Consider the following 20,963-nt stretch of genomic DNA (forward strand, 5'->3'; position numbering starts at 1 on the left):
TGCATGGGCCCTCCGGCATCGTGTTTCTTTGGCGAGCAACAACATGCCAGCCCATGCAGACTTTTTTCAATGCTAATATCCTGTTTTTCTTATCTATTTCGTGGGGAGGCGCCAGGGTCAGACCCCGGCGGCGGCGAATCTGCTCGCTCAGTGCGCGGTGACGTGCCGCGACTGGGCCGGTCTGACCCCATAGGACCTCCCGGCGCTGGCGGCCGATTCCGAAGCATTCTCAGTCTGACCCCGTGGGGCAAGGCCTCGGTCCTCCGTCGCCATCGATTCTCTATCCATTCCTCATCGATGTTGCACTGCACAAAAATCCCTGCTATTGTGCAATGCATCAGAGCGGGAATCTCCCGTTCCATGACATCCAGAACCCCGGAGGTTCCCATCATGACCAACGTCTTCAAATTCGACACCAAGCCGTTCGACACCGCCCAGTTCGAGTCCCTGTTCTTCGCCCCGGCGCGTGCCTTCGCCGCCCTGTCTCTCGACGTCACCGAGAAGCTGGTCAACGCCCAGTTCGACGCCACCAAGGCCTATGCCGACACCAGCCTGGCGCAGCTGCGCAAACTGGTGGAGGTCAAGGATGCCGAGGGCCTGAAGAGCTACCTGGAAGGCCAGCAGCAGGTCGCCCAGGACCTGACCGAGCGCCTGAAGGGCGATGCCGAGAAGGTCGTGGCCCTGCAGCAGGACTTCGTCCAGGAGAGCCAGAAGCTGACCGAAGGCAGCGTCAAGCAGGCCCAGGAAAGCCTCCAGCAGGCCACCGAGACCGCGACCAAGGCCGTCGAGACCACCACCAAGGCCGTCGAGGAAGCCACTCCCAAGGCGGTCAAGGAAGCCGTCAAGGAAGCCGCTCCCAAGACCAAGTAAGCCTCGGGCCCGCCCCGCGGGCCGCGATGCCGCCAGACCCCAGGCCGCCGATCGATGATCGGCGGCCTGTTTGGTGTGGGGGAGGGGAACGAGGGGCGGGGCCGTTTCCCGCCTGGCCTGAATCACCAGCGGCCGGCATATGCCGGCCGCTGGCTTCATGCGGGGAGGGGAGCCTGTCCCCGAGTGACCTCAGCTGTCACCATCATCATTGTTGCCGACGAATCCCCTCAGCCGGTCCCGAATCGCCTCGAGGCGACCCTTGGCCGGCTCGGCGGCGCGCTCCACGGCCCGGTCGAGACCAGGCGCCTTCACCTTGTCTTCCTCCTCGACGTCGGCTTCTTCCATATCGGTCTCGGCGTCCGCGTAGACATCGGTCTCGGTTTCGGCTTCGACCTCGGCATCGGTCTCGGCATCGGCTTCGGCGTCCGCGTAGGCATCGGTGTCGGTATCGGCCTCGATATCGGCTTCGATATCGGCCTCGGTATCCGCGTAGGCATCGGCCTCGGCCTCAGCCTCCGCTTCGGCATCCGCATAGGCATCGGCCTCGGCCTCGGCATCGGCTTCGGTATCCGCGTAGGCGTCGGCCTCGGTGTCGGCTTCGGTCTCGGTATCCGAGTAGACATCGGTCTCGGTATCGGCTTCGGTCTCGGTATCCGAGTAGACATCGGTCTCGGTATCGGCTTCTGCCTCGGTATCGGAGTAGGCGTCGGCTTCGGCCTCGATACCGACCTCGGCCTCGGTATCGGAGTAGGCATCGGCTTCGGCCTCGATACCGGCTTCGGCCTCGGCGCCCGCGTAGGCATCGGCTTCCGAGTCGGCGCCGTCATCGGCGTCACTGTCGGCTACGCCACCCATGCCATCGCCGTCGGCACTGCCATCGACACCGGCGTCGGCATCGCCGTCGGTGCCGCCATCATCGCCGCCGTCGGTGCCGCCATCATCGCCACCGTCGGTGCCGCCATCATCGCCGCCGTCGGTGCCGCCATCATCGCCGCCGTCGGTGCCGCCATCATCGCCGCCGTCGGTGCCGCCATCATCGCCACCGTCGGTGCCGCCATCATCGCCGCCGTCGGTGCCGCCATCGGCACCACCATCGGCACCGCCATCGGCACCGCCGTTATCACCGCCGCCGGCAGCGGCCAGCAGGAGAGTCTCGCTGGACAGGGTCGTCATCGACGGTGGGGCGAAATCCCCGGCCTGTCCCTCGTCCTCGAGGCTCATTGCCTGGCTCTGGACGGCCATGCCGGAAAAGATCAACGCCATGCTGGCGACAAGGGTCTTGAGTTTCATATCGCGCCTCCTTGTGCCCCGACCTCCCTGGGGCGAGTTTCCATGGGCAGGAATGGCTCGTCCCTGAGCCGTTCGACTCCGCGAGTCGAGTTCCTGCCTAGTCGCAGCAAGCAAGGTGCCAACTAGATAGATAAATCAATAATGGCAGTGGGTTAAAAGAATATCGTCGCGCTTCCGGTGGGCGCAAGATGCCCCGCGCCCCTCCGGAACGTCGCCTCTGGCCGACACTTTTTCCGTCATCGGTCGCCCATGTCACTGAGAATCAACGCCCATGCTGTCGGTGTCCTTCGACAACCCATTCAGCATCGAGCGCTGAGTGACAGGGCCGAACGGCGCTGGCTCTGGCCCGCCGGCAAGTGTCTCGTTTCCTGCACCTTGACTGCCCCCTCTGCCACCTACACTGACGGTACATCCCTACCGAAAGGAGTTCGCCATGCGCCGGATCGGATCCACACGCACCCTGCTGTCTGCCTCCCTGCTCGGCCTCGCCCTGGCCGCCGGGCCGCTGCTGGCCCAGCCCGCCGACAACCCCGGCCGCGGGCAGGGGCAGGCGCAGGCCCCCGGGCAGCAGCGCCATCAGGCCGAGCCGCCGCCGCGCGAGCCAGAGCGCCGGCGCGATCGCGACTACTGGCGGGATCGGGAGCGCGGCGACTATCGTGACGAGCGCCACGCCGGCCCGCGGATCGACGAGCGCGAGGTACGGCGCGTCTTCGAGCAGCGCCGCGACTGGATCGCCGTCGACGACCGCGACAGCCTGCCGCCCGGCATCCGCATGAACCTGGAGCGCGGCAAGCCGCTGCCCCCGGGCATCGCCAGGAACTTCGATGACCGGCTGCTGCGCGAGCTGCCGCGCTACGACGGCTACCGCTGGCACCGCGTCGGCCCCGACGCCGTGCTGGTCGACGCCGCCAACGACGTCATCCACGAGGTGCTGCGCGATATCCTCTATTGAGGGTCAGACCCCAAAGTCTGCTTAGGGGCCTGACCCCTAAGTTTGATTAAGGGTCTGACCCCAAAATTGACTTAGGCGCCGCCTTTGGCAGGGGGCCGCGAAACGGGCACAATTTCGTGCCCGTTTTCCGTCGAGAGCCCGAATGAGCGCACCCGCTTCCTCGCCGTCATCCGCCCCGCGTCCCGCCCGCCGCGAGCTGCTCGAGGGGCCCATCGCCCCGACGCTGCTGCGCAAGAGCCTGCCGGTGATCGGCGGCATGATCGCGATGATGAGCTTCAACCTGGTCGACACCTGGTTCATCTCGCGGCTCGGCACGGCGCCGCTGGCGGCGGTCTCCTTCACCTTCCCGGTGGTGTTCGCGGTGATCAGCCTGGCGATCGGGCTGGGCATCGGCACCTCGGCGGTGGTGGCCAGACGCCTGGGGCAGGGCGATCTCGCCGCGGTGCGGCGCCGGACCACCGCGGCGGCCCTGCTGGCCCTGGCGGTGGGCGTGGCGATGTCGCTGCTGGGGCTGGCCACCCTGGGCCCGCTGTTCCGGCTGCTCGGTGCCGATGCCGCCCTGATGCCGCATATCCGCGACTACATGGGCGTCTGGTACCTGGGGGCGGCGGCGGTGATCGTGCCGCGGGTACTCAACAGCATCCTGCGCGCCCACGGCAACACCCTGGTGCCGGGGCTGATGATGGCGCTGGCGGCGCTGGTCAACGTGGTGCTCGATTGGCTGTTGATCTTCGGCGCCGGCCCCATCCCGGCGCTCGGGGTCGCGGGGGCGGCGTTGGCCACCGTGCTCAGCTGGGCGCTGATGACCGCCGCGCTCTTCTTTCAGCGGGAGTTGCGCGAGCTGCTCGACCTGCGCGCGCTCGATCTGCCCGGGCTCGTCGTCTCCTGGCGGGAACTCGGCCGCATCGCGCTGCCGGCGGCCATCACCAGCGTCTTCACCCCGCTGGCCATGGGGCTGGTGACCCGCATCGTCGCCGGGCACGGCCACGACGCCGTGGCCGGCTTCGGCGTCGGCACGCGCATCGAGGCCATCTCCCAGATCGCCGTGCTGGCGCTCTCCATGACATTGTCGCCGCTGGTCAGTCAGAACGCCGGCGCCGGGCAGCACGACCGGGTGCGCCGGGCGATACTGGGCTGTTTCGCCTTCGTGCTGGCCTGGCAACTGCTGGTGTGGCTGGTGCTGCAGGGGCTCGCTCCCTGGCTGGTCGCCGGCTACGCCGAGCGCGAGCCGGTGGGCGAGGTGCTGCGTGCCTTCCTCTGGGTGGTGCCGCTCGGCCTCGGCGCCCAGGGCGTGGTGATCCTGTCGGTGTCGTCATTCAACGCCCTGCACCGGCCAGGGCGTGCCATGCGGCTGTCGGTGATCCGGCTGTTCGTGCTCACCGTGCCCCTGGCGTGGCTGGGCGGCCGGCTGGCGGGCCCGGTCGGCATCTTCACCGGGCTGCTCGCCGCCAACCTGCTGATGGCGCTGGTGGCCGGGTGGCAGATTCGCCGGGCGCTCCCAGTGCCGGCAGCTTATCCCCCAGCCCACCCTCAAGATACTGATTCTTCATAAGGATTCCTGGAAGCCCCCGGGCCCTTCCCCCATGGCGACGGCCTCGGCGCCGGAACGGAAGGGGGCACAAGTCCGGGGCAGGGGTTGGCAGGGGATCGCTTTTGGTCTACATTTAGTGAAAATGTAGAAATTATCGCCACCCGCCGAGGAAGCCTGTCATGAGCCAGATCACCCCCGTCACCTGGGACGACCCCTTCCGCCTGGTCGACCAGCTCAGCGAAGACGAGCGCATGGTCCTCCAGACCGCCCACGATTACTGCCAGGAGAAGCTGCTGCCGCGGGTGCTCGAGGCCAACCGCCACGAGCACTTCGACCGCGAGATCATGAACGAGATGGGCGAGCTGGGGCTGCTCGGCGCGACCCTCGACGGCTACGGCTGTGCCGGCCTGAACTACGTCAGCTACGGCCTGATCGCCCGCGAGGTCGAGCGCGTCGACTCCGGCTACCGCAGTGCCATGAGCGTGCAGTCGAGCCTGGTGATGTACCCGATCCACGCCTTCGGCAGCGACGCCCAGCGCGAGAAGTACCTGCCCAAGCTCGCCAGCGGCGAGTGGGTGGGGGCTTTCGGCCTCACCGAGCCGGACCACGGCTCCGACCCGGGCGGCATGAGCACCCGCGCCACCCGCACCGACAACGGCTGGCGCCTCAACGGCACCAAGACCTGGATCACCAACTCGCCCATCGCCGACGTCTTCGTGGTCTGGGCGCGTGACGACGAGGGCGTCATCCGCGGCTTCATCCTCGAGAAGGGCATGGCCGGCCTCTCCGCGCCCAAGATCGAGGGCAAGTTCAGCCTGCGCGCCTCGATCACCGGGCAGATCGCCATCCAGGACGTGGAGGTCGCCGACGCGCAGCGCCTGCCCGGCGTGACCGGTCTCAAGGGCCCGTTCTCCTGCCTCAACCGCGCCCGCTACGGGATCAGCTGGGGCGCCATGGGCGCCGCCGAGGCGTGCTGGCATGCCGCCCGCGAGTACACCCTGGACCGCCAGCAGTTCGGCCGCCCGCTGGCCGCCAACCAGCTGATCCAGAAGAAGCTCGCCGACATGCAGACCGAGATCGCTCTCGGCCTGCAGGCCAGCCTGCGGGTCGGCCGCATGATCGACGACGGCCAGCTGGTGCCCGAGGCGATCTCGCTGATCAAGCGCAACAACTGCGGCAAGGCGCTCGACATCGCCCGCGTGGCCCGCGACATGCACGGCGGCAACGGCATCAGTGACGAGTACCACGTGATCCGCCACATGATGAACCTCGAGGCCGTGAACACCTACGAGGGTACCCACGACGTGCATGCCCTGATCCTGGGGCGGGCGCAGACCGGCATCCAGGCGTTTACCGGTTGAGCCGGGAGGTCACCTGACATGAGTCTGACGAGGGGCGCCGGGAACCAGCTGAAGGGGAGGTCCGACGCCAGGGATGGCGTCGGTAGCGTACAGGGATGTATTCACAGCGCCTCCCCGCAGGCTGGTTGCCGGATCAGCCCCGAGTGAGCTGAGAGTGAGCAAGGAGCTCAAGATGAGCGGACCACTGGAAGGCATCACGGTGCTCGACATGTCGCGGGTGCTGGCCGGGCCCTGGGCCGGCCAGCTGCTCGCCGACCTGGGCGCCCGGGTGATCAAGATCGAGCACCCCGAGCGCGGCGACGACACCCGCGGCTGGGGGCCGCCCTGGCTGGCGGAGGACCTCGAGCGGGGCGGCGATGCCGAGCGGGTGGCGGCCTACTTCCTGTGCGCCAACCGTGGCAAGCAGTCGCTGGCCGTGGACATCGCCACGGCAGATGGGCAGCAGCTGGTGCGCGAGCTGGCGAAGGGTGCCGACATCCTGCTCGAGAACTTCAAGGTCGGCGGCCTGGCCAAGTACGGGCTCGACTACGCCAGCCTGCACGCGCTCAACCCGCGGCTGATCGGCTGCTCGATCACCGGCTTCGGCCAGGACGGCCCCTACGCCCATCGCGCCGGCTACGACTTCATGATCCAGGCCATGGGCGGGCTGATGAGCCTCTCCGGCGAGCCCGACGGCATGCCGATGAAGACCGGCGTGGCGATCACCGACGTGATGACCGGGCTCTACGCCGCGGTGGGCGTGCTGGCGGCGCTGCACGAGCGGCAGCGTACCGGCGTCGGTCGCCATATCGACGTGGCGCTGCTCGATGTCCAGGTCGCCACCCTCGCCAACCAGGCCCTCAACGCCCTGGTCAGCGGCGTCTCGCCCGAGCGCCACGGCAACGCCCACCCCAACATCGTGCCCTACCAGGCCTTCGCCTGCGCCGACGGCCACCTGGTGGTCACCGTGGGCAACGACACCCAGTTCGCCCGCTTCGCCGGCCTGCTCGGCCACCCCGAGTGGGCCGAGGACCCGGCCTACGCCACCAACGCCGCCCGGGTCGGCAACCGCGAAGCGCTGACGGGGATGATCCAGGCGATCCTCGCGACCCGCGGGCGCGACGACTGGCTCGCCGAGCTCGAGGCCCGGGGCATCCCCGCCGGCCCGATCAACACCCTCACCGAAGTGTTCGACGACCCCCAGGTGCGCCACCGCGGCCTGCGGCGCACCCTGACCCGCGGCGACCTCGAGGTCCCCCAGGTCGCCAACCCCCTGCGCTTCGACGGCGAGCCCGCCACCAGCGACCTGGCACCGCCACGCCTCGGCCAGGACAGCGACGCGATTCTTGCCGAGATGGGCCTCACCGCGGACGACATCGCCCGATTGAGACGGGCAGGGGTGATCAGCTAAGTAAACTTTAGGGTCAGACCCCTAAGCGGACTTTGGGGTCTGACCCTTCAGGGGGCTTCAGCGCGGCGAGAAGCGCCTGGTGAGCCCCATCTCGGCGATCATGCGGGTGGAGATCTCCTCCACCGAGAAGCGGGTGGTGTCGATGAAGGGGATATGCATCTGGCGGTAGAGGCCCTCGGCCTGGCCGACCTCCTGGACGCACTGGTCGATGGAGCTGTAGCGGCTGTTGGGGCGGCGTTCGTGGCGGATCGCCGCGAGCCGGCGTGGGTCGATGGTCAGCCCGAACAGCTTGTGGCGGTGGCCGGCCAGGGCCTTGGGCAGCTTGAGGGTGCCATCCTCGTCCAGGTCGTCCTCGGTGAGCGGGTAGTTGGCCGCGCGGATGCCGAACTGCAGCGCCAGGTAGAGCGAGGTCGGCGTCTTGCCGCAGCGCGAGACGCCGATCAGGATCACGTCGGCCTTGCCGTACTGGTGGGTGCGGGCGCCGTCGTCGTTGTCCAGCGCGAAGTGCACCGAGTGGATGCGGTCCATGTAGACCTCATCCTTGCCGATGGAGTGGGTGCGGCCCACGGTGTAGCTGGAGTGGGTGTCCAGTTCCTGCTCCAGCGGGGCGAGGAAGGTCGAGAAGATATCGATCTTGAAGCCGGTGGCACCGCGGATCACCTCGCGGATCTTCTCGTCGACGATGGTATCGATGATGATCGGCTGTTCACCGTCGTTGACGGCCGTGGCCTCGATCACCTCGACCAGTGCCCGTGCCTTGTCGACCGAGTCGATGTAGGGCTTGGTGAGCATGCGGATCTCGACGTTCTCGAACTGGGCCAGCAGGCTGCGGCCCAGGCTCTCGGCGGTGATGCCGGTGCCGTCGGAGATGAAGAAGGCGGTACGGGTCATGGGCGGTCCAGTCGCTCGAGGGGGAGTGGGGGCCTATTGTCGGTGCTGGTTCGACCGCGGACAAGCGGCGGCAGCTTTCGCCCTTTTTCGCACTTCCGGCCCTTGCGACTACAGGAAACCGCCGAATCGGCCGATTGTTGTAAAAATCCTCCACTGACTTCGATGTTAGACCAATGGCGAATATGGCAGGCCGCTGGTAGAGTCGCGACCATCCCTTCATGCCCGTGCGAGGGACACCGTCATCCGGCATGAAGCCCCTATCGTCGATATACTCGGAGGTCACGTGGACGATTACATTCTGTGGTTCGATCAGCTGGGCATGGACGACGTCGAACGGGTCGGCGGCAAGAATGCCTCCCTCGGCGAGATGATCTCGAACCTCGCCGGTGCCGGTGTCACCGTGCCCGGCGGGTTTGCGACCACGGCCCACGCCTACCGGGAATTCCTCTCCCACGAGGGGCTCAACGACCGGATCAACCAGGCGCTGGCCCGGCTCGACGTCGATGACGTGGGCGAGCTGGCCCGCGTCGGTGCCGAGATCCGCCAGTGGGTGATCGACACCCCGCTGCCGCCGACCTTCGAGCAGCACCTGCGCACGGCCTACGACCGGCTCGCCACCCGGCATCCCGACCTCAAGGTCGCGGTGCGCAGCTCGGCCACCGCCGAGGACCTGCCGGATGCCTCCTTCGCCGGCCAGCAGGAGACCTTCCTCAACATCGAGGGCTTCGACAACATCAAGCGGGCGGTGCACGAGGTGTTCGCCTCGCTGTTCAACGACCGCGCCATCTCCTACCGGGTGCACCGCGGCTACGCCCACGAGAACGTGGCGCTCTCCGCCGGCATCCAGAAGATGGTGCGCTCCGAGACCGGCGCCTCCGGCGTGATGTTCACCCTCGACACCGAGTCCGGCTACCGCGATGCGGTCTTCGTCACCGCCTCCTGGGGGCTGGGCGAGACCGTGGTGCAGGGCGCGGTCAACCCCGACGAGTTCTACGTGCACAAGCCGACGCTGGCCGCCGGCCGCCCGGCGGTGCTGCGCCGCAACCTGGGCTCCAAGCTGATCAAGATGGTCTACACCGACGACGCCAGCGCCGGCAAGTCGGTGGCCACCGTGGACGTCCCGCTCAAGGAGCGCGGCCGCTTCTGCATCGACGACGCCCAGGTCATGGCCCTGGCGCGCCAGGCGGTGACCATCGAGCAGCACTACGGCCGCCCGATGGACATCGAATGGGCGCTCGACGGCGACGACGGCCAGCTCTACATCGTCCAGGCCCGCCCCGAGACCGTGGTCTCCCAGCAGGAGGGCGGCAAGCTCGAGCGTTTCCAGCTCAAGGAGAAGGGGCGCACCCTGGTCCAGGGCCGTGCCATCGGCCAGCGCATCGGCAGCGGCGCGGTGAAGGTCGTCTTCTCGCCGGACGACATGCACAAGGTCAAGTCCGGCGATGTGCTGGTCACCGACATGACCGACCCCGACTGGGAGCCGATCATGAAGCGCGCCTCGGCGATCGTCACCAACCGCGGCGGGCGCACCTGTCACGCGGCGATCATCGCCCGCGAGCTGGGCATTCCCGCCGTGGTCGGCTGCGGCGATGCCACCGAGGAGCTTGCCGAGGGCCGCGACGTCACCGTCTCCTGCGCCGAGGGCGACACCGGCCACGTCTACGAGGGGCTGCTCGAGTTCGATCGCCGGGTGACCAGCGTCGACGCCATGCCCGAGATCCCCTTCAAGATCATGATGAACGTCGGCAACCCCGACCGCGCCTTCGGCTTCGCCGGCCTGCCCAATGCCGGGGTCGGCCTGGCGCGCCTCGAGTTCATCATCAACCGCATGATCGGCGTGCACCCCAAGGCGCTGCTCGAGTACGACACCCTGCCGAGCGACCTGCAGCAGACCATCGACCTGCGCACCGCGGGCTACACCGACCCGGTCGGCTTCTACGTCGACAAGCTGGTCGAGGGCATCGCCACCCTGGCCGCCGCCTTCCACCCTCAGCCGGTCATCGTGCGCCTGTCGGACTTCAAGTCCAACGAGTACGAGAACCTGATCGGCGGCAAGCTCTACGAGCCGGGCGAAGAGAACCCCATGCTCGGCTTCCGCGGCGCCGCGCGCTACATCTCCGACGCCTTCCGCCCCTGCTTCGAGCTCGAGTGCCGCGCCCTCAAGCGCGTGCGCGAGGAGATGGGCCTCGACAACATCCAGATCATGGTGCCCTTCGTGCGCACCACCGACGAGGCCCGCGAGGTGGTCGAGCTGCTCGCCGCCAACGGCCTGGCCCGCGGCGACAACGGCCTCAAGGTGATCATGATGTGCGAGCTGCCGGCCAACGCCCTGCTCGCCGACGACTTCCTCGAGCACTTCGACGGCTTCTCCATCGGCTCCAACGACCTGACCCAGCTCACCCTGGGCCTCGACCGCGACTCCGGCATCGTCGCCCACCTGTTCGACGAGCGGAACCCCGCGGTCAAGAAGCTGCTGGCCATGGCGATCCAGGCATGCAAGGCCCAGGGCAAGTACGTGGGGATCTGCGGCCAGGGCCCGTCGGACCACCCGGACCTCGCCAAGTGGCTGATGGAGCAGGGCATCGACTCGGTCTCGCTCAACCCCGACGCCGTGCTCGAGACCTGGTTCATGCTCGCCGGCGAGACCCTTGGCTAAGTCCCCTTTGGGGTCAGACCCCAAAATTGACTTAGGGGTCTGACCCCGATGCTGGATGACGCCCGGCCGAGGAGACTCGGCCGGGCGCTTTCCGTCGTGGATCGCCTATGCTGTTACTCTCCGTTCCGCCAACGACTACAAGGAGAGTTGCCCATGACGCCCCTCGCCATGCCCTTCCGCCGCCATGTGCTGGTGCCGGTGACCGCGGCGCTGATGATCGGCCTGCCGCTGTCGGCCCTGGCCGAGGCCGAGGCCGAGACGGCCTTCGAGTACGACATCCCGGCCATCGCGCCGGAGGTCAGCTCCGGCTTCGAGGAGAAGCCCGGCTGGGCCACCGAGCGCTTCGCCGTGGCGGCGGCCAACCCGTTGGCCACCGACGCCGGCTACCAGGTGCTCACGGCCGGCGGCAGCGCCATCGATGCGGCCATCGCCGTGCAGATGGTGCTGACCCTGGTCGAGCCCCAGTCGAGCGGCATCGGCGGCGGCGCCTTCCTGATGCACTTCGACGGCGAGAACGTCACCGCCTTCGACGGCCGCGAGACCGCCCCGGGTGGCGTCGACGGCAGCCTCTTCCTCGACGATAACGGCGAGCCGCTGGCGTTCATGGATGCCGCCGCCAGCGGCCTCTCGGTGGGGGTGCCCGGCACGGTGCGCATGCTCGAGATGGCCCACAAGGAGCACGGGACGCTGCCCTGGGCCGAGCTCTTCGCCCCGGCCATCGCCCTGGCCGAGCAGGGCTTCGCGGTGAGCCCGCGGCTGCACTCCAGCCTGGCCGGCGAGGAGCACCTGCGCGACGACCCCCTCGGCGGCGCCTTCTACTACGCTGACGACGGTGCGCCGCTGGCCGCCGGACACGAGCTCCGCAACCCGGCGCTGGCGGCGATCCTGCGCGAGATCGCCGAGCGCGGCAGCAAGGCGCTGCACACCGGCGCCATCGCCGAGGACCTGGTGGCCCGGGTGCAGGGGCACCCCACGCGCCCCGGCAGCCTGAGTCTCGAGGACATGGCGAGCTACGCAGCCAAGTCGCGCGACCCGCTGTGCACCGACTGGCAGGCCTACACCGTGTGCGGCTTCCCGCCACCGTCGTCCGGGCACCTGACCGTGATGCAGATCCTCGGCATCCTCGAGCACCTGCCGGCGGTGGAGGAGCCGCTGGTCGACGGCCTGCCCGGCGAGGCATGGCTGCACCAGTTCCTCGACGCCTCGCGACTGGCCTTCGCCGACCGCGGCAAGTACATCGCCGACCCGGCCTTCGTCGACCCCCCCGGCGGCGGCTGGTCGAGCATGCTCGAGCCCGACTACCTGGCGCTGCGCGCCGGGCTGCTCGGCGACGAGAGCCTGGGCAACGGCGGTGCCGAGCCCGGCAACCCCGGGAAGATGGCCACCGCCTGGGCGGTGCAGCCCGACCAGCCCGAGTATGGCACCAGCCACATCAGCATCATCGACGAGGAGGGCAACGCCATCGCCATGACCACCACCATCGAGTCGGCCTTCGGCGCGCGGATCCTCGCCGACGGCGGCACCGGCCTGACGGGGGGCTATCTGCTCAACAACGAGCTCACCGACTTCTCCTTCGAGCCCGAGGACGAGGCGGGCACGCCCATCGCCAACCGCGTCGAGCCGCGCAAGCGGCCGCGCTCGAGCATGAGCCCGACCCTGGTGTTCGACCGTGACAGCGGCGAGCTGGTGGCGAGCCTCGGGTCGCCGGGCGGGGCGGCGATCATCCACTACACCGCCAAGGCGCTGGTGGCGATGCTCGACTGGGGCCTCGACGCCCAGGAGGCGTTGAACCTGCCCCACGCCATCACCCTGGGCGGGCCGGCGTTCCTCGAGGAGGGGCGCTTCCCCGCGGCGACCCTCGAGGCGCTCAACGCCCGCGGCCATGACGCCAGCGAGCGCGAACTGGTCAGCGGCCTGCAGGCGCTGCAGGTCACCGACGCGGGCTTCTTCGGTGGCGCCGACCCGCGCCGCGAAGGCGTGGTGATGGGGGATTAATTGCGCAGCCAGTTGCGCAGCTTGACCAGCAGCAGGGCGCCGTCGCTGAGGTTGCGGCGGTCGTCGATCAGCTCGCCGAGCAGCTCGGGGCGGTCGGTGATGATGGCGTCCACCCCGAGGTCGATCAGCTGCGACATGCGGGCCCGGTCGTTGATGGTCCAGGCGTGCACCTCGTAACCGTAGCTCCGGGCGAGGCGGATCTCGCTCTCGGTGATGCGGTTGTGGCGCAATCCCAGGGCATCGAAACTGCTCCGGTCCAGGGTGCCGGGCAGGATCAGCTGGGCCAGCAGGGTGGTCTTGAGTGCCGGCTCCCGGACCTTGATCTCCTGCACCAGCGACGGCGACATGGTGGCCAGGCGCGTCTCGCCGATCACGTCCGGGTTGCCGCAGAACGCCGCCTCCCTGGCATCGCGGATCCTGGCGTGACAGTCGGCACGCGCCTCGGCCTCGCGATGCAGGGCCTCGATCACCGCCTCGACCAGGGCCACTTCGCGTCCCGGGTCGGGCTTCATGTCGATCATCAGCCGGGTGTGGCCGCGTACTGCCGCCAGCGCCTCGTCGAGCCCGGGAATTCGCTCGTCGACGAAGGCGTCGCCGAACCAGCTGCCCACGTCGAAAACGGCCAGCTCCTCGCGGTCGAGGTCGCGCAGGTCGCGGGGGTCGCCGGTCAGCCGCGTGAGGCTGCGGTCGTGGAAGAGCACCACCTGCTCGTCGGCGGTGAGGCGCACGTCGATCTCCACGTAATCGGCGCCATCCGCGATGGCCCGTTCCACCGCGGCCAGGGTGTTCTCCGGCGCCGCCAGGGAGCTGCCCCGGTGGGCGATGTTGGTCACCTGGTCGCGGAGCTCGAAGCTGTTGACGATCAGCCAGGCCTGGAAGAGGGCGAAGGCGATCACGCTGAGCTCCACCCCCCAGGCCAGCCGGCCGGGATGGGCGTGCGCCGGCGGCGGGGCGGGGCGCGGCTCGCGATGGGCCAGGCGCAGGTAGAGACAGGCGGAGAGCAGGGCGTTGGCGGCGATGCCGACGAAGGTGATGGCGAGCGTCAGCAGCACATAGGCGGTGAGATAGCCGAACATCGCCGGGATCAGCACGGCGTTGCGCTCCGGCAGCCCCCACAGCATCGGCGTGAAGACCCGGTCGAAGAGGGTGGTGGCCAGGAACGGCAGGGCGATGATCACCACCAGCAGGGCGATCACCGCCACGGCGATGTGGTGTCGTCGGCTGCGGGTCAGATGGTGGCTGCGGTCCAGGGCCTTCAGCGGCGAGAGGTCCTCGAGGACGACCAGCGGCAGGGCGAGGATCCAGCGGAAGTAGAGGGTCGAGGCCAGGGCCACCCAGATCACCAGCAGCGGGCTCGCGACGCCGAGGAATTGCCATAGCGCCGGTGGCCGGACCCGCTGCACGTAGTAGGGGTCCAGGCCGCCCAGGAAGGTCCCGTAGAGCCAGGCCAGGGCGAAGGCCACCGGGACCAGCAGCACCAGGTGGGTGCCGACCTGAACCACCACCAGGCCCGCCAGCGACGGCAGGCGGCGCAGGGTCGCCCAGAGCGCCTCGAAGGCGAGCCGGTAGTGGTTGTCCCGCGGGCGCACCGCCACCAGGATCATCCCGGCCTGCTGCAGGTAGAGCACCAGGAAGGTCAGGCCGATGGCTGCCACCAGCCAGAGCACGCCGCCGGGGCTCATCAGGATATCGATCAGCTCGGCGTTGGTCAGCACCGGCCTGCCGAACTGGCCCAGCAGGCGCGTCAGGGTCCACGCCACGGCCGGCAGCACCAGGCTCGAGGCCAGCAGGGTGAAAAAAAGGTGGTAGGCCACGAGCGGACGCAGGTGCTCGCGCAGGCTGCGCAGCACAGCGTGACTCAGCTGTGGAAGGGCCAGCATGGGCAATGTGTCATGACGGGTAGCATGACATCAGAGTGGCACCGGCAGGAGAAGCCTAGCAAGTCGAGCGAATCGGGGTCAGACCCTTAAGTCCGCTTAGGGGTCTGACCCCAAAGTTTGATTAGCCCTCCAGCGGCAGGCGTTCGTCGGCGACGAGGATGCCGTTGTTGTCGGCGTAGAGCCACTGGCCCGGGGTCAGGGTCACGCCGGCGAAGGTGACCGGGAGGTCGCGCTGTCCCTCGCCGCGTTTCTCGCTCTTGCGCGGGTGCGCGCCGAGGGCCTGGACGCCGAGTTCGGTCTCGGCCAGCACATCGACGTCGCGCACGCAGCCGTACATCACCACCCCGGCCCAGCCGTTCTCCAGCGCCTGCTCGGCGAGCATGTCGCCGAGCATGGCGCAGCGCTGCGAGCCGCCGGCGTCCACCACCAGCACCGCGCCGTCGCCGGGCTCGCCGACCGCCTGCTTGACCAGGGAGTTGTCCTCGAAGCACTTGACGGTGCGGATCGGACCGCAGAAGGCCTCGCGGCCGCCGAAGTTGACGAAGATCGGGTCGAGGACCCGGACCTCGGGGTGGGCATCGCAGATGTCCGGCGTGATGATATGGCTCATGGTGGCTCCTGGCTCGTGGGGTCGAGCCCCGATGATGCCACAGCCGTGGCCGCCCGGGGGCTAGCGACACGGCCGCAGCGTGCAAGGGGGGATTTCCTTGATGTCGAATGCGGTAAAAATCGGCATTATGGGTTTTTGTACGACGATCATTGATAACACTCATCGATAACAACAGGCATCGCCCGCGATGCTGGACACGCTAGAGGGAGTCATTCATGTCTCGCTATTTTCCCCCCTTCGCCCGCACCCTGCTGGCTTCCGCCACCGCCGTGATGCTCGGCGCCGCGGCGTTCTCCGCCCAGGCCGAGACCCGGGTCACCTACAAGTCCGCCTCGGCGGGCACCGCCTACTACCAGATGGGCGTCGAACTCTCTGAAGCGATCCGCCAGGGCACCGACGGTGAGGTCGTGCTGACCCTCGAGGAGAGCCAGGGCTCGGTGCAGAACGTCATGGAGGTGATGGCGCGCCAGGGCAACTACGTCTTCACCACGCCGCCCGGCCTGGTCGACAGCGCCATGGCCGGCGAGGGCCCCTTCGCCGAGCGCCAGAGCCCGCGCTTCCAGGAGATCCGCGGCCTCTTCCCGATCCCGGCGATCACCATGCACTTCGTGGTGGCCGGTGACGAGGGCGTCATCTCGCTCGACGACCTGGAAGGCAAGCACATCCTGATCGGCCGCGGCACCTTCGGCGCCCGCGAGGCCGAGCGCTACCTGGAGCTGTTCGAGCTGATGGACAAGGTGCGGGTGGCCAACGCCGAGATCGGCAGCGGCCCGGACGCGCTGAAGAACGGCCAGATCGACGCCTTCGTCACCGCCAGCTCCTTTCCCACGCCCAACGTGATCGAGACCGCCGCCAGCATGCCGATCAGCCTGGTCAGCCTGACCGACGAGCAGATCGAGCAGACCGGCGCCGCGCGCCAGACCATCCCGGCCGGCACCTACTCGGGCGTCGATGCCGAGGTGGCGACCACCTCGCTGCCGGTGATCGCCTACACCACCAGCGCCATGGACGACGACACCGCCTACACCCTGACCCGGACCTTCTGGGAGCGCCGCGAGGCGATGGCCGAGGAGTCCCCCTGGTGGGGCAGCATCACCCACGACATGGTCGGCAACATCGCCGGCAGCCTGCATCCCGGCGCGGTGCGCTACTACGACGAAGCCGGCATCGAGATCCCCGACAGCCTGCGCTAACTTCCCTTTGGGGTCAGACCCCTCAGCAAACTTTGGGGTCTGACCCCGGCCAGAAGAGTGTCCCATGTCGCTTTCCTTCTCCTCCCCGGCGGCCGACGAGGCCGCCGGTTCCATGCTGGCCCGGCTGCACCCGGCCTGGGTGGTGCTGGGGGCCGTCACCGTCGTCTTCCACCTCGGGCTGATCTTCTACGGCCTGACGCCGGCGCTGGTCAGCCGGCCGATCCACATGGCGCTGGCGCTGCCGTGGATCCTGATCTTCGCTGCCCGCACGCCCTGGCAGCGCGCCAGCGGCTGGCTGCTGACCGGGCTCGGCATCGCCGCCTGCGGCTACATCGCCCTCAACGAAGAGGCGCTGTCGCAGCAGTACGGTTTCATCGATACCCACCTGCAGATGGGCATCGGTGTCTTCCTGATCGTGCTGGCGCTGGAGACGGCGCGCCGGGCGATCGGCTGGCCGCTGCCGCTGGTGGCGGTGGCGGCGCTGCTCTATGCGGTGTTCGGCGAGCACATTCCCGGCCGGTTCGGCCACCCGGGGCTGCCGATGCAGAGCTTCGTCGGCACCCTGACTATCGCCGAGGGCGGGCTGTGGGGCTCGCTGACCGGGGTGAGCGTCGGGGTGGTGGCGATCTTCGTGATCTTCGGCGCGGTGCTCAACGCCGGCGAGGCGGGGCGCGGCTTCATGAACATGGCCAGCGCCTTCGCCGGGCGACTGACCGGCGGCGCGGCCAAGGTCTCGGTGATCTCCTCGGCGCTGATGGGCTCGATCTCCGGCTCGGCCTCGGCCAACGTCGCCTCGACCGGCGCCATCACCATTCCCACCATGGTGCGCCTGGGCTATCCGCGCACGCTGGCCGGCGGGGTGGAGGCGGTGGCCTCGTCGGGCGGGCAGATCATGCCGCCGCTGATGGGCGCTGGCGCCTTCGTGATGGTCGAGCTCACCGGCACGCCCTATCCGCTGATCATGGCCGCGGCGCTGCTGCCGGCGATCCTCTACTTCGCCACGGTGTGGGTGGGCATCAACGCCTACGCCACCCGCCACGACCTGCGCCCCCTGGCGTCGAGCGAACAGCCGGCGCCGAAGGAGGTGCTGATCACCTCGCTGTTCTTCGCCGTGCCCTTCGCGATCCTGCTCGAACGCATCTTCCTCGGCGGCGTCACGCCCCAGTACGCGGCGAGCATCGCCATCTTCGCCGGCATGGCGCTGTTGCTGTTCGACGTGACCCTCGCCTTCTCGCTGCGCGACTTCGGCAAGCGCATGGCCGAGGCCATGGTCATCGCCGGACGCCAGGTCGCGGTGATCGGCGCCATCATCATCTGCGCCTCGCTGGTGATCGGGGTGCTCTCGCTGACCGGGCTGGGGGTGAAGATCACCTCGGGGATCCTCTCGCTGTCGGGCGAGATGCTGTGGCCGGCGCTGCTGCTCACCGCGCTCGCCTGCCTGGTGCTGGGCATGGAGGTGCCGACCACCGCCGCCTACGTGATCTGCGTCTCGGTGGCCGGGCCGGCGCTCACCGCCCTCGGGCTCGAGCCGCTGCTCGCGCACCTGTTCGTGTTCTGGTTCGCGCTGCTCTCGACCATCACGCCGCCGGTGTGCGGCGGGGTCTTCATCGCCGCCGGCATGGTGGGGGAGAACTGGCTCAAGGTCGCCATGAAGGCCATGGCGCTCGGCATCGGGCTCTACATCATCCCGCTGGCCATGGTCGCCAACCCGGACGTCATCCGCCTGGCCTTCGACCCCGTCGGCGCCGTCATCGACGCGGTGAAGATCGCCGTCGGCCTCACCGGGATCTCCTACGGCGTGATCGCCCGGCGCGCGTGGTGGCTGCGGGTGGCTCTGGTGATCGCCGGCGCGCTGGTGATCTTCGCGGTGTGAGCCCGCTCAGCGCCTCGGGTGACTCGGGGACGGGGCGCAGAGGATCAGCTCGCCCTCGAGCCGCTCGCGGCCGAACAGCACCCAGGTATCCAGGGCCGGGCCGAGATCCTCTACCAGGCGCAGGGCGTCGGGGTGGGCGTCGAGCACCTCCCGGGCACAGAGCCCGGCCTCGAAGCGCCCGTCCAGCAGGCCGTTGGCCACGTCGACGGTGGTAGGCGCCTCGATCTGCTCGGCGTAGGCGGAGAGGTCGGCATAGTGGCGGGTCGCCGGCTGCAGGCCGATGGAGCGGGGCGTCGCCACCTCGCGCCGGGCGAGGATCGCCAGCGGCCTGCTCGGCGCGATGAAGGCATCCACCGGGAAGGCGCGGTGCATGGTGCGGCCGACCCACTCCCCATGGCTGGGGTGGGCCGTGCACTGCAGCACAAAGTCCACCTCGCCGGCCAGCAGGGCGGGAAAGGCCGCATCGAAGCTCTCGAAGGCGCGGATCTCGGCGCCCTCCAGGCCACGCACGGCCAGGTAGCGTTCGAGTACCAGCAGATGGTTGTTGCCGGCAGGGCCGAGGGTGGCGAAACGCATCGTGAGCTCCTAAGTCTTCTGTGGGGTCAGACCCCTAAGCGGATTTTGGGGTCTGACCCCAAAGGTGGATTTGGCCGCCTCCATCATCGCCGCTGCCGGGGTGGCGGGCAAATCTGCTGCTAGGAGGTCGAGTCCAGGCGGCGGGCGACGGCCTGCTGGAAGGCTTCGCTGCCTAGTACACGGCCCCGGCGTGTCTGCTGGCGGATCTCGTCGAGCAGGTGGGGCGGTAGTTCGCACTGGAAGAGCTCGCGGTAGCGGTGTTGGCGCTTATCCGGGGTGGCGCCCAGGCCGGTGTAGATCGCATGGGGCTGCACGAGGGGATCGTCGCGGCCCAAGGCGTTGGCGCGATGGCTCGACCACTCGTAATCGGCCGGCCCGGCCACCATGCCGGCGCGTACCGGGTTGAGCTCGATATAGCGGTAGCAGGCGAAGAGGTAGGGTTCTTCCGCCACCAGGCAGGAGCGGTAGCGGCCCTCGAACAGCCCACCGGTGCGTTGGTGGCGGCGGTTGAAGTACTGGGCGTAGCGCTGCCCGAGCTCCTTCATCATTTGGATCACGCCCTCGGGCTCTGCCTGCGGTGTGGCCAGCAGGTGCACGTGGTTGGTCATCAGCACATAGGCATGCAGGGCGACCCGATACACCTGCTGCACCTCGCCGAGCAGCTCCAGGTAGCGCAGCGCATCGCGGCGGTGAACGAAACAGGCGCCGCGGTTGTTGCCGCGCTGAATCAGATGGAGCGGGGTATCGGGAAGCAACAGCCGAGCCGGACGTACCATGTCGCACTTCCTTGTGCCGTGAATGGTTCAAGGCCCAGTATAGTCCCGTTATGGCACTTGGGGGTCAGGCCCCAAAGTAGGCTTAAGGGTCTGACCCCCGACTCTGTACGGCGGGAAAAGCCGAGGATGGCCTTTGAGGGTCTGTCCCTGACAAGGAAACCGTTATGTATGAAGCCCTGAAGGGCCTGGCCGCCCAGTTGCTGATGCCGTTGCCGATGATGCTGGTGGCGATCGGCGTCGGAGGATCGCTGCGCCTGTTGGGCTGGCGCCGATGGGGCAATGCCGTGGCCACGGCGGGTGTGGCCATGCTGGTGCTGGCGAGCTGGGCGCCGGTGGCAGATCGCCTGCTCGAGCCGCTGGAGCGACGCTATCCGGCGTTGCTGGAGCCGCTCGGCATCCCGGTCGACGGCATCGTGGTGCTGGGCGGCGGCTGGCAGCCCGCCCCCGACTGGCCGGTCACCGCGCAGCTCTCCGAGAGCTCGCTGGCGCGGTTGATGGAGGGGCTGCGGTTGTGGCATGCGCAGCCCGAGAGCCTGCTGATCGTGAGCGGCGGCAGCAGCCAGGAGGACGTGCCTGGCGTGGCGGTGGGCTACGCCAGGGCGGCACAGGCGTTCGGGGTGCCGTCAGACGGTCTGATCGTTCTGGATTCGCCCGTGAATACCGGTCGCGAGGCCCAGGCCGTACGCGACCGGCTGGGGGAGGGGGCCCGCATCGTGCTGGTCACCTCGGCGTCTCACATGCCCAGGGCGAGGGGCTACTTCGAGGCCGCGGGGCTGCGGCCGATCCCCGCGCCGACCCACTACCTGACGGGGCGCCACCGTACCGGCTGGCGCTATTGGCTGCCGGGGGCGGAGCACCTGGCCAAGACAGAGCGCGCGCTCTATGAGTGGATGGGCCAGTTGGCGTTGCGCTGGGAACGTACTTCCTGAGCCGCCTCAGGGTCAGACTCTTCAGTAAACTTTGGGGTCAGACCCCTAAGGGGATTTTGGGGTCTGACCCTGACCCATCCCCACGAACTACCCACTGGCTTGTCCCTCCGCTTCCTGGCGCATGAGCCGTATCAGCCCGTCCGTTCGGCCCACCGGACATCGCGCCAGGATGGCTTCGCAGCCGAGCCGC

The 20,963-nt window shown here is 68.7% G+C and carries 16 protein-coding genes; 10 read left to right on the top strand and 6 right to left on the bottom strand.

What is annotated here, in order from left to right:
* Positions 1 to 390 precede the first annotated feature (390 nt).
* Positions 391 to 870, top strand: a complete 480-nt coding sequence (locus AC5W54_RS21535) for a phasin family protein (protein WP_495964151.1) — start codon at positions 391 to 393, stop codon at positions 868 to 870.
* 189 nt (positions 871 to 1,059) lie between these two features.
* Here AC5W54_RS21535 and AC5W54_RS21540 read toward each other — a convergent pair whose 3' ends face one another.
* Entirely contained in the window at positions 1,060 to 2,160 is a 1,101-nt protein-coding gene (locus tag AC5W54_RS21540) for a hypothetical protein (RefSeq protein ID WP_495964152.1), read from the bottom strand.
* Positions 2,161 to 2,593: 433 nt separating this feature from the next.
* Between AC5W54_RS21540 and AC5W54_RS21545 the strand changes: the two genes are divergently transcribed.
* From AC5W54_RS21545 to AC5W54_RS21560, 4 genes are all read left to right on the top strand, one after another.
* Positions 2,594 to 3,112 (top strand): anti-virulence regulator CigR family protein, encoded by a 519-nt coding sequence (locus AC5W54_RS21545; RefSeq protein WP_495964153.1) that lies wholly within the window; start codon positions 2,594 to 2,596, stop codon positions 3,110 to 3,112.
* A gap of 142 nt (positions 3,113 to 3,254) precedes the next feature.
* Positions 3,255 to 4,664, top strand: coding sequence for an MATE family efflux transporter (locus tag AC5W54_RS21550; protein WP_495964154.1), 1,410 nt, complete (start codon positions 3,255 to 3,257; stop codon positions 4,662 to 4,664).
* Positions 4,665 to 4,822: 158 nt separating this feature from the next.
* Positions 4,823 to 6,004 carry an acyl-CoA dehydrogenase gene (locus tag AC5W54_RS21555; RefSeq protein WP_495964155.1) on the top strand — a complete coding sequence of 394 codons (1,182 nt, stop codon included), beginning with the start codon at positions 4,823 to 4,825 and terminating at the stop codon, positions 6,002 to 6,004.
* 172 nt (positions 6,005 to 6,176) lie between these two features.
* Positions 6,177 to 7,394, top strand: a complete 1,218-nt coding sequence (locus tag AC5W54_RS21560; protein WP_495964156.1) for a CaiB/BaiF CoA transferase family protein — start codon at positions 6,177 to 6,179, stop codon at positions 7,392 to 7,394.
* A 57-nt stretch (positions 7,395 to 7,451) separates the two neighbouring features.
* Here the strand turns inward: AC5W54_RS21560 and ppsR are convergent, their stop codons facing one another.
* Entirely contained in the window at positions 7,452 to 8,285 is an 834-nt protein-coding gene (gene ppsR / locus AC5W54_RS21565; RefSeq protein ID WP_495964157.1) for a posphoenolpyruvate synthetase regulatory kinase/phosphorylase PpsR, read from the bottom strand.
* Between the two features lie 283 nt (positions 8,286 to 8,568).
* On the opposite strand from ppsR, the gene ppsA reads away from it, so the two are divergent.
* Together ppsA and AC5W54_RS21575 are read left to right on the top strand one after the other, a co-directional pair.
* Positions 8,569 to 10,941, top strand: coding sequence for a phosphoenolpyruvate synthase (ppsA, locus tag AC5W54_RS21570; protein WP_495964158.1), 2,373 nt, complete (start codon positions 8,569 to 8,571; stop codon positions 10,939 to 10,941).
* 153 nt (positions 10,942 to 11,094) lie between these two features.
* Positions 11,095 to 12,936 (top strand): gamma-glutamyltransferase family protein, encoded by a 1,842-nt coding sequence (locus AC5W54_RS21575; protein ID WP_495964159.1) that lies wholly within the window; start codon positions 11,095 to 11,097, stop codon positions 12,934 to 12,936.
* Here the strand turns inward: AC5W54_RS21575 and AC5W54_RS21580 are convergent.
* Together AC5W54_RS21580 and rraA are read right to left on the bottom strand one after the other, a co-directional pair.
* A complete protein-coding gene (locus tag AC5W54_RS21580) occupies positions 12,933 to 14,816 on the bottom strand; it encodes a glycerophosphodiester phosphodiesterase family protein (RefSeq protein ID WP_495964160.1) in 1,884 nt (627 codons plus the stop codon). The two genes, AC5W54_RS21575 and AC5W54_RS21580, sit on opposite strands and share 4 nt — an antisense overlap.
* 121 nt (positions 14,817 to 14,937) lie before the next feature.
* Complete coding sequence (gene rraA, locus AC5W54_RS21585) at positions 14,938 to 15,426, bottom strand: ribonuclease E activity regulator RraA (protein WP_495964161.1); 489 nt, start codon at positions 15,424 to 15,426, stop codon at positions 14,938 to 14,940.
* Positions 15,427 to 15,641: 215 nt separating this feature from the next.
* On the opposite strand from rraA, the gene AC5W54_RS21590 reads away from it, so the two are divergent.
* The gene (locus tag AC5W54_RS21590) at positions 15,642 to 16,619 is read left to right on the top strand and encodes a TAXI family TRAP transporter solute-binding subunit (RefSeq protein WP_495964162.1); all 978 of its coding nucleotides are present in this window, start codon (positions 15,642 to 15,644) and stop codon (positions 16,617 to 16,619) included.
* 112 nt (positions 16,620 to 16,731) lie between these two features.
* Complete coding sequence (locus AC5W54_RS21595) at positions 16,732 to 18,492, top strand: TRAP transporter permease (protein ID WP_495964166.1); 1,761 nt, start codon at positions 16,732 to 16,734, stop codon at positions 18,490 to 18,492.
* Positions 18,493 to 18,498: 6 nt separating this feature from the next.
* Here AC5W54_RS21595 and AC5W54_RS21600 read toward each other — a convergent pair whose 3' ends face one another.
* Positions 18,499 to 19,068, bottom strand: a complete 570-nt coding sequence (locus AC5W54_RS21600; protein WP_495964163.1) for a hypothetical protein — start codon at positions 19,066 to 19,068, stop codon at positions 18,499 to 18,501.
* Between the two features lie 119 nt (positions 19,069 to 19,187).
* Entirely contained in the window at positions 19,188 to 19,844 is a 657-nt protein-coding gene (locus tag AC5W54_RS21605; RefSeq protein ID WP_495964164.1) for a transposase, read from the bottom strand.
* A 164-nt stretch (positions 19,845 to 20,008) separates the two neighbouring features.
* Between AC5W54_RS21605 and AC5W54_RS21610 the strand changes: the two genes are divergently transcribed.
* Positions 20,009 to 20,773 (top strand): ElyC/SanA/YdcF family protein, encoded by a 765-nt coding sequence (locus tag AC5W54_RS21610; RefSeq protein WP_495964165.1) that lies wholly within the window; start codon positions 20,009 to 20,011, stop codon positions 20,771 to 20,773.
* The last annotated feature ends 190 nt before the right edge of the window (positions 20,774 to 20,963 follow it).

The sequence above is a fragment of the Halomonas sp. LMYGS-3 genome, assembly GCF_059509875.1.

Excerpts from the sequence above, each read along its gene's own strand:
- AC5W54_RS21600 (WP_495964163.1), bottom strand. The coding sequence starts at position 19,068 with ATGCGTTTCGCCACCCTCGGCCCTGCCGGCAACAACCATCTGCTGGTA.
- AC5W54_RS21545 (WP_495964153.1), top strand. The coding sequence starts at position 2,594 with ATGCGCCGGATCGGATCCACACGCACCCTGCTGTCTGCCTCCCTGCTC.
- AC5W54_RS21550 (WP_495964154.1), top strand. The coding sequence starts at position 3,255 with ATGAGCGCACCCGCTTCCTCGCCGTCATCCGCCCCGCGTCCCGCCCGC.
- AC5W54_RS21555 (WP_495964155.1), top strand. The coding sequence starts at position 4,823 with ATGAGCCAGATCACCCCCGTCACCTGGGACGACCCCTTCCGCCTGGTC.
- AC5W54_RS21590 (WP_495964162.1), top strand. The coding sequence starts at position 15,642 with ATGTCTCGCTATTTTCCCCCCTTCGCCCGCACCCTGCTGGCTTCCGCC.
- rraA (WP_495964161.1), bottom strand. The coding sequence starts at position 15,426 with ATGAGCCATATCATCACGCCGGACATCTGCGATGCCCACCCCGAGGTC.
- AC5W54_RS21595 (WP_495964166.1), top strand. The coding sequence starts at position 16,732 with ATGCTGGCCCGGCTGCACCCGGCCTGGGTGGTGCTGGGGGCCGTCACC.
- ppsR (WP_495964157.1), bottom strand. The coding sequence starts at position 8,285 with ATGACCCGTACCGCCTTCTTCATCTCCGACGGCACCGGCATCACCGCC.
- AC5W54_RS21580 (WP_495964160.1), bottom strand. The coding sequence starts at position 14,816 with ATGCTGGCCCTTCCACAGCTGAGTCACGCTGTGCTGCGCAGCCTGCGC.
- AC5W54_RS21610 (WP_495964165.1), top strand. The coding sequence starts at position 20,009 with ATGTATGAAGCCCTGAAGGGCCTGGCCGCCCAGTTGCTGATGCCGTTG.
- AC5W54_RS21560 (WP_495964156.1), top strand. The coding sequence starts at position 6,177 with ATGAGCGGACCACTGGAAGGCATCACGGTGCTCGACATGTCGCGGGTG.
- AC5W54_RS21575 (WP_495964159.1), top strand. The coding sequence starts at position 11,095 with ATGACGCCCCTCGCCATGCCCTTCCGCCGCCATGTGCTGGTGCCGGTG.
- AC5W54_RS21605 (WP_495964164.1), bottom strand. The coding sequence starts at position 19,844 with ATGGTACGTCCGGCTCGGCTGTTGCTTCCCGATACCCCGCTCCATCTG.
- AC5W54_RS21540 (WP_495964152.1), bottom strand. The coding sequence starts at position 2,160 with ATGAAACTCAAGACCCTTGTCGCCAGCATGGCGTTGATCTTTTCCGGC.
- AC5W54_RS21535 (WP_495964151.1), top strand. The coding sequence starts at position 391 with ATGACCAACGTCTTCAAATTCGACACCAAGCCGTTCGACACCGCCCAG.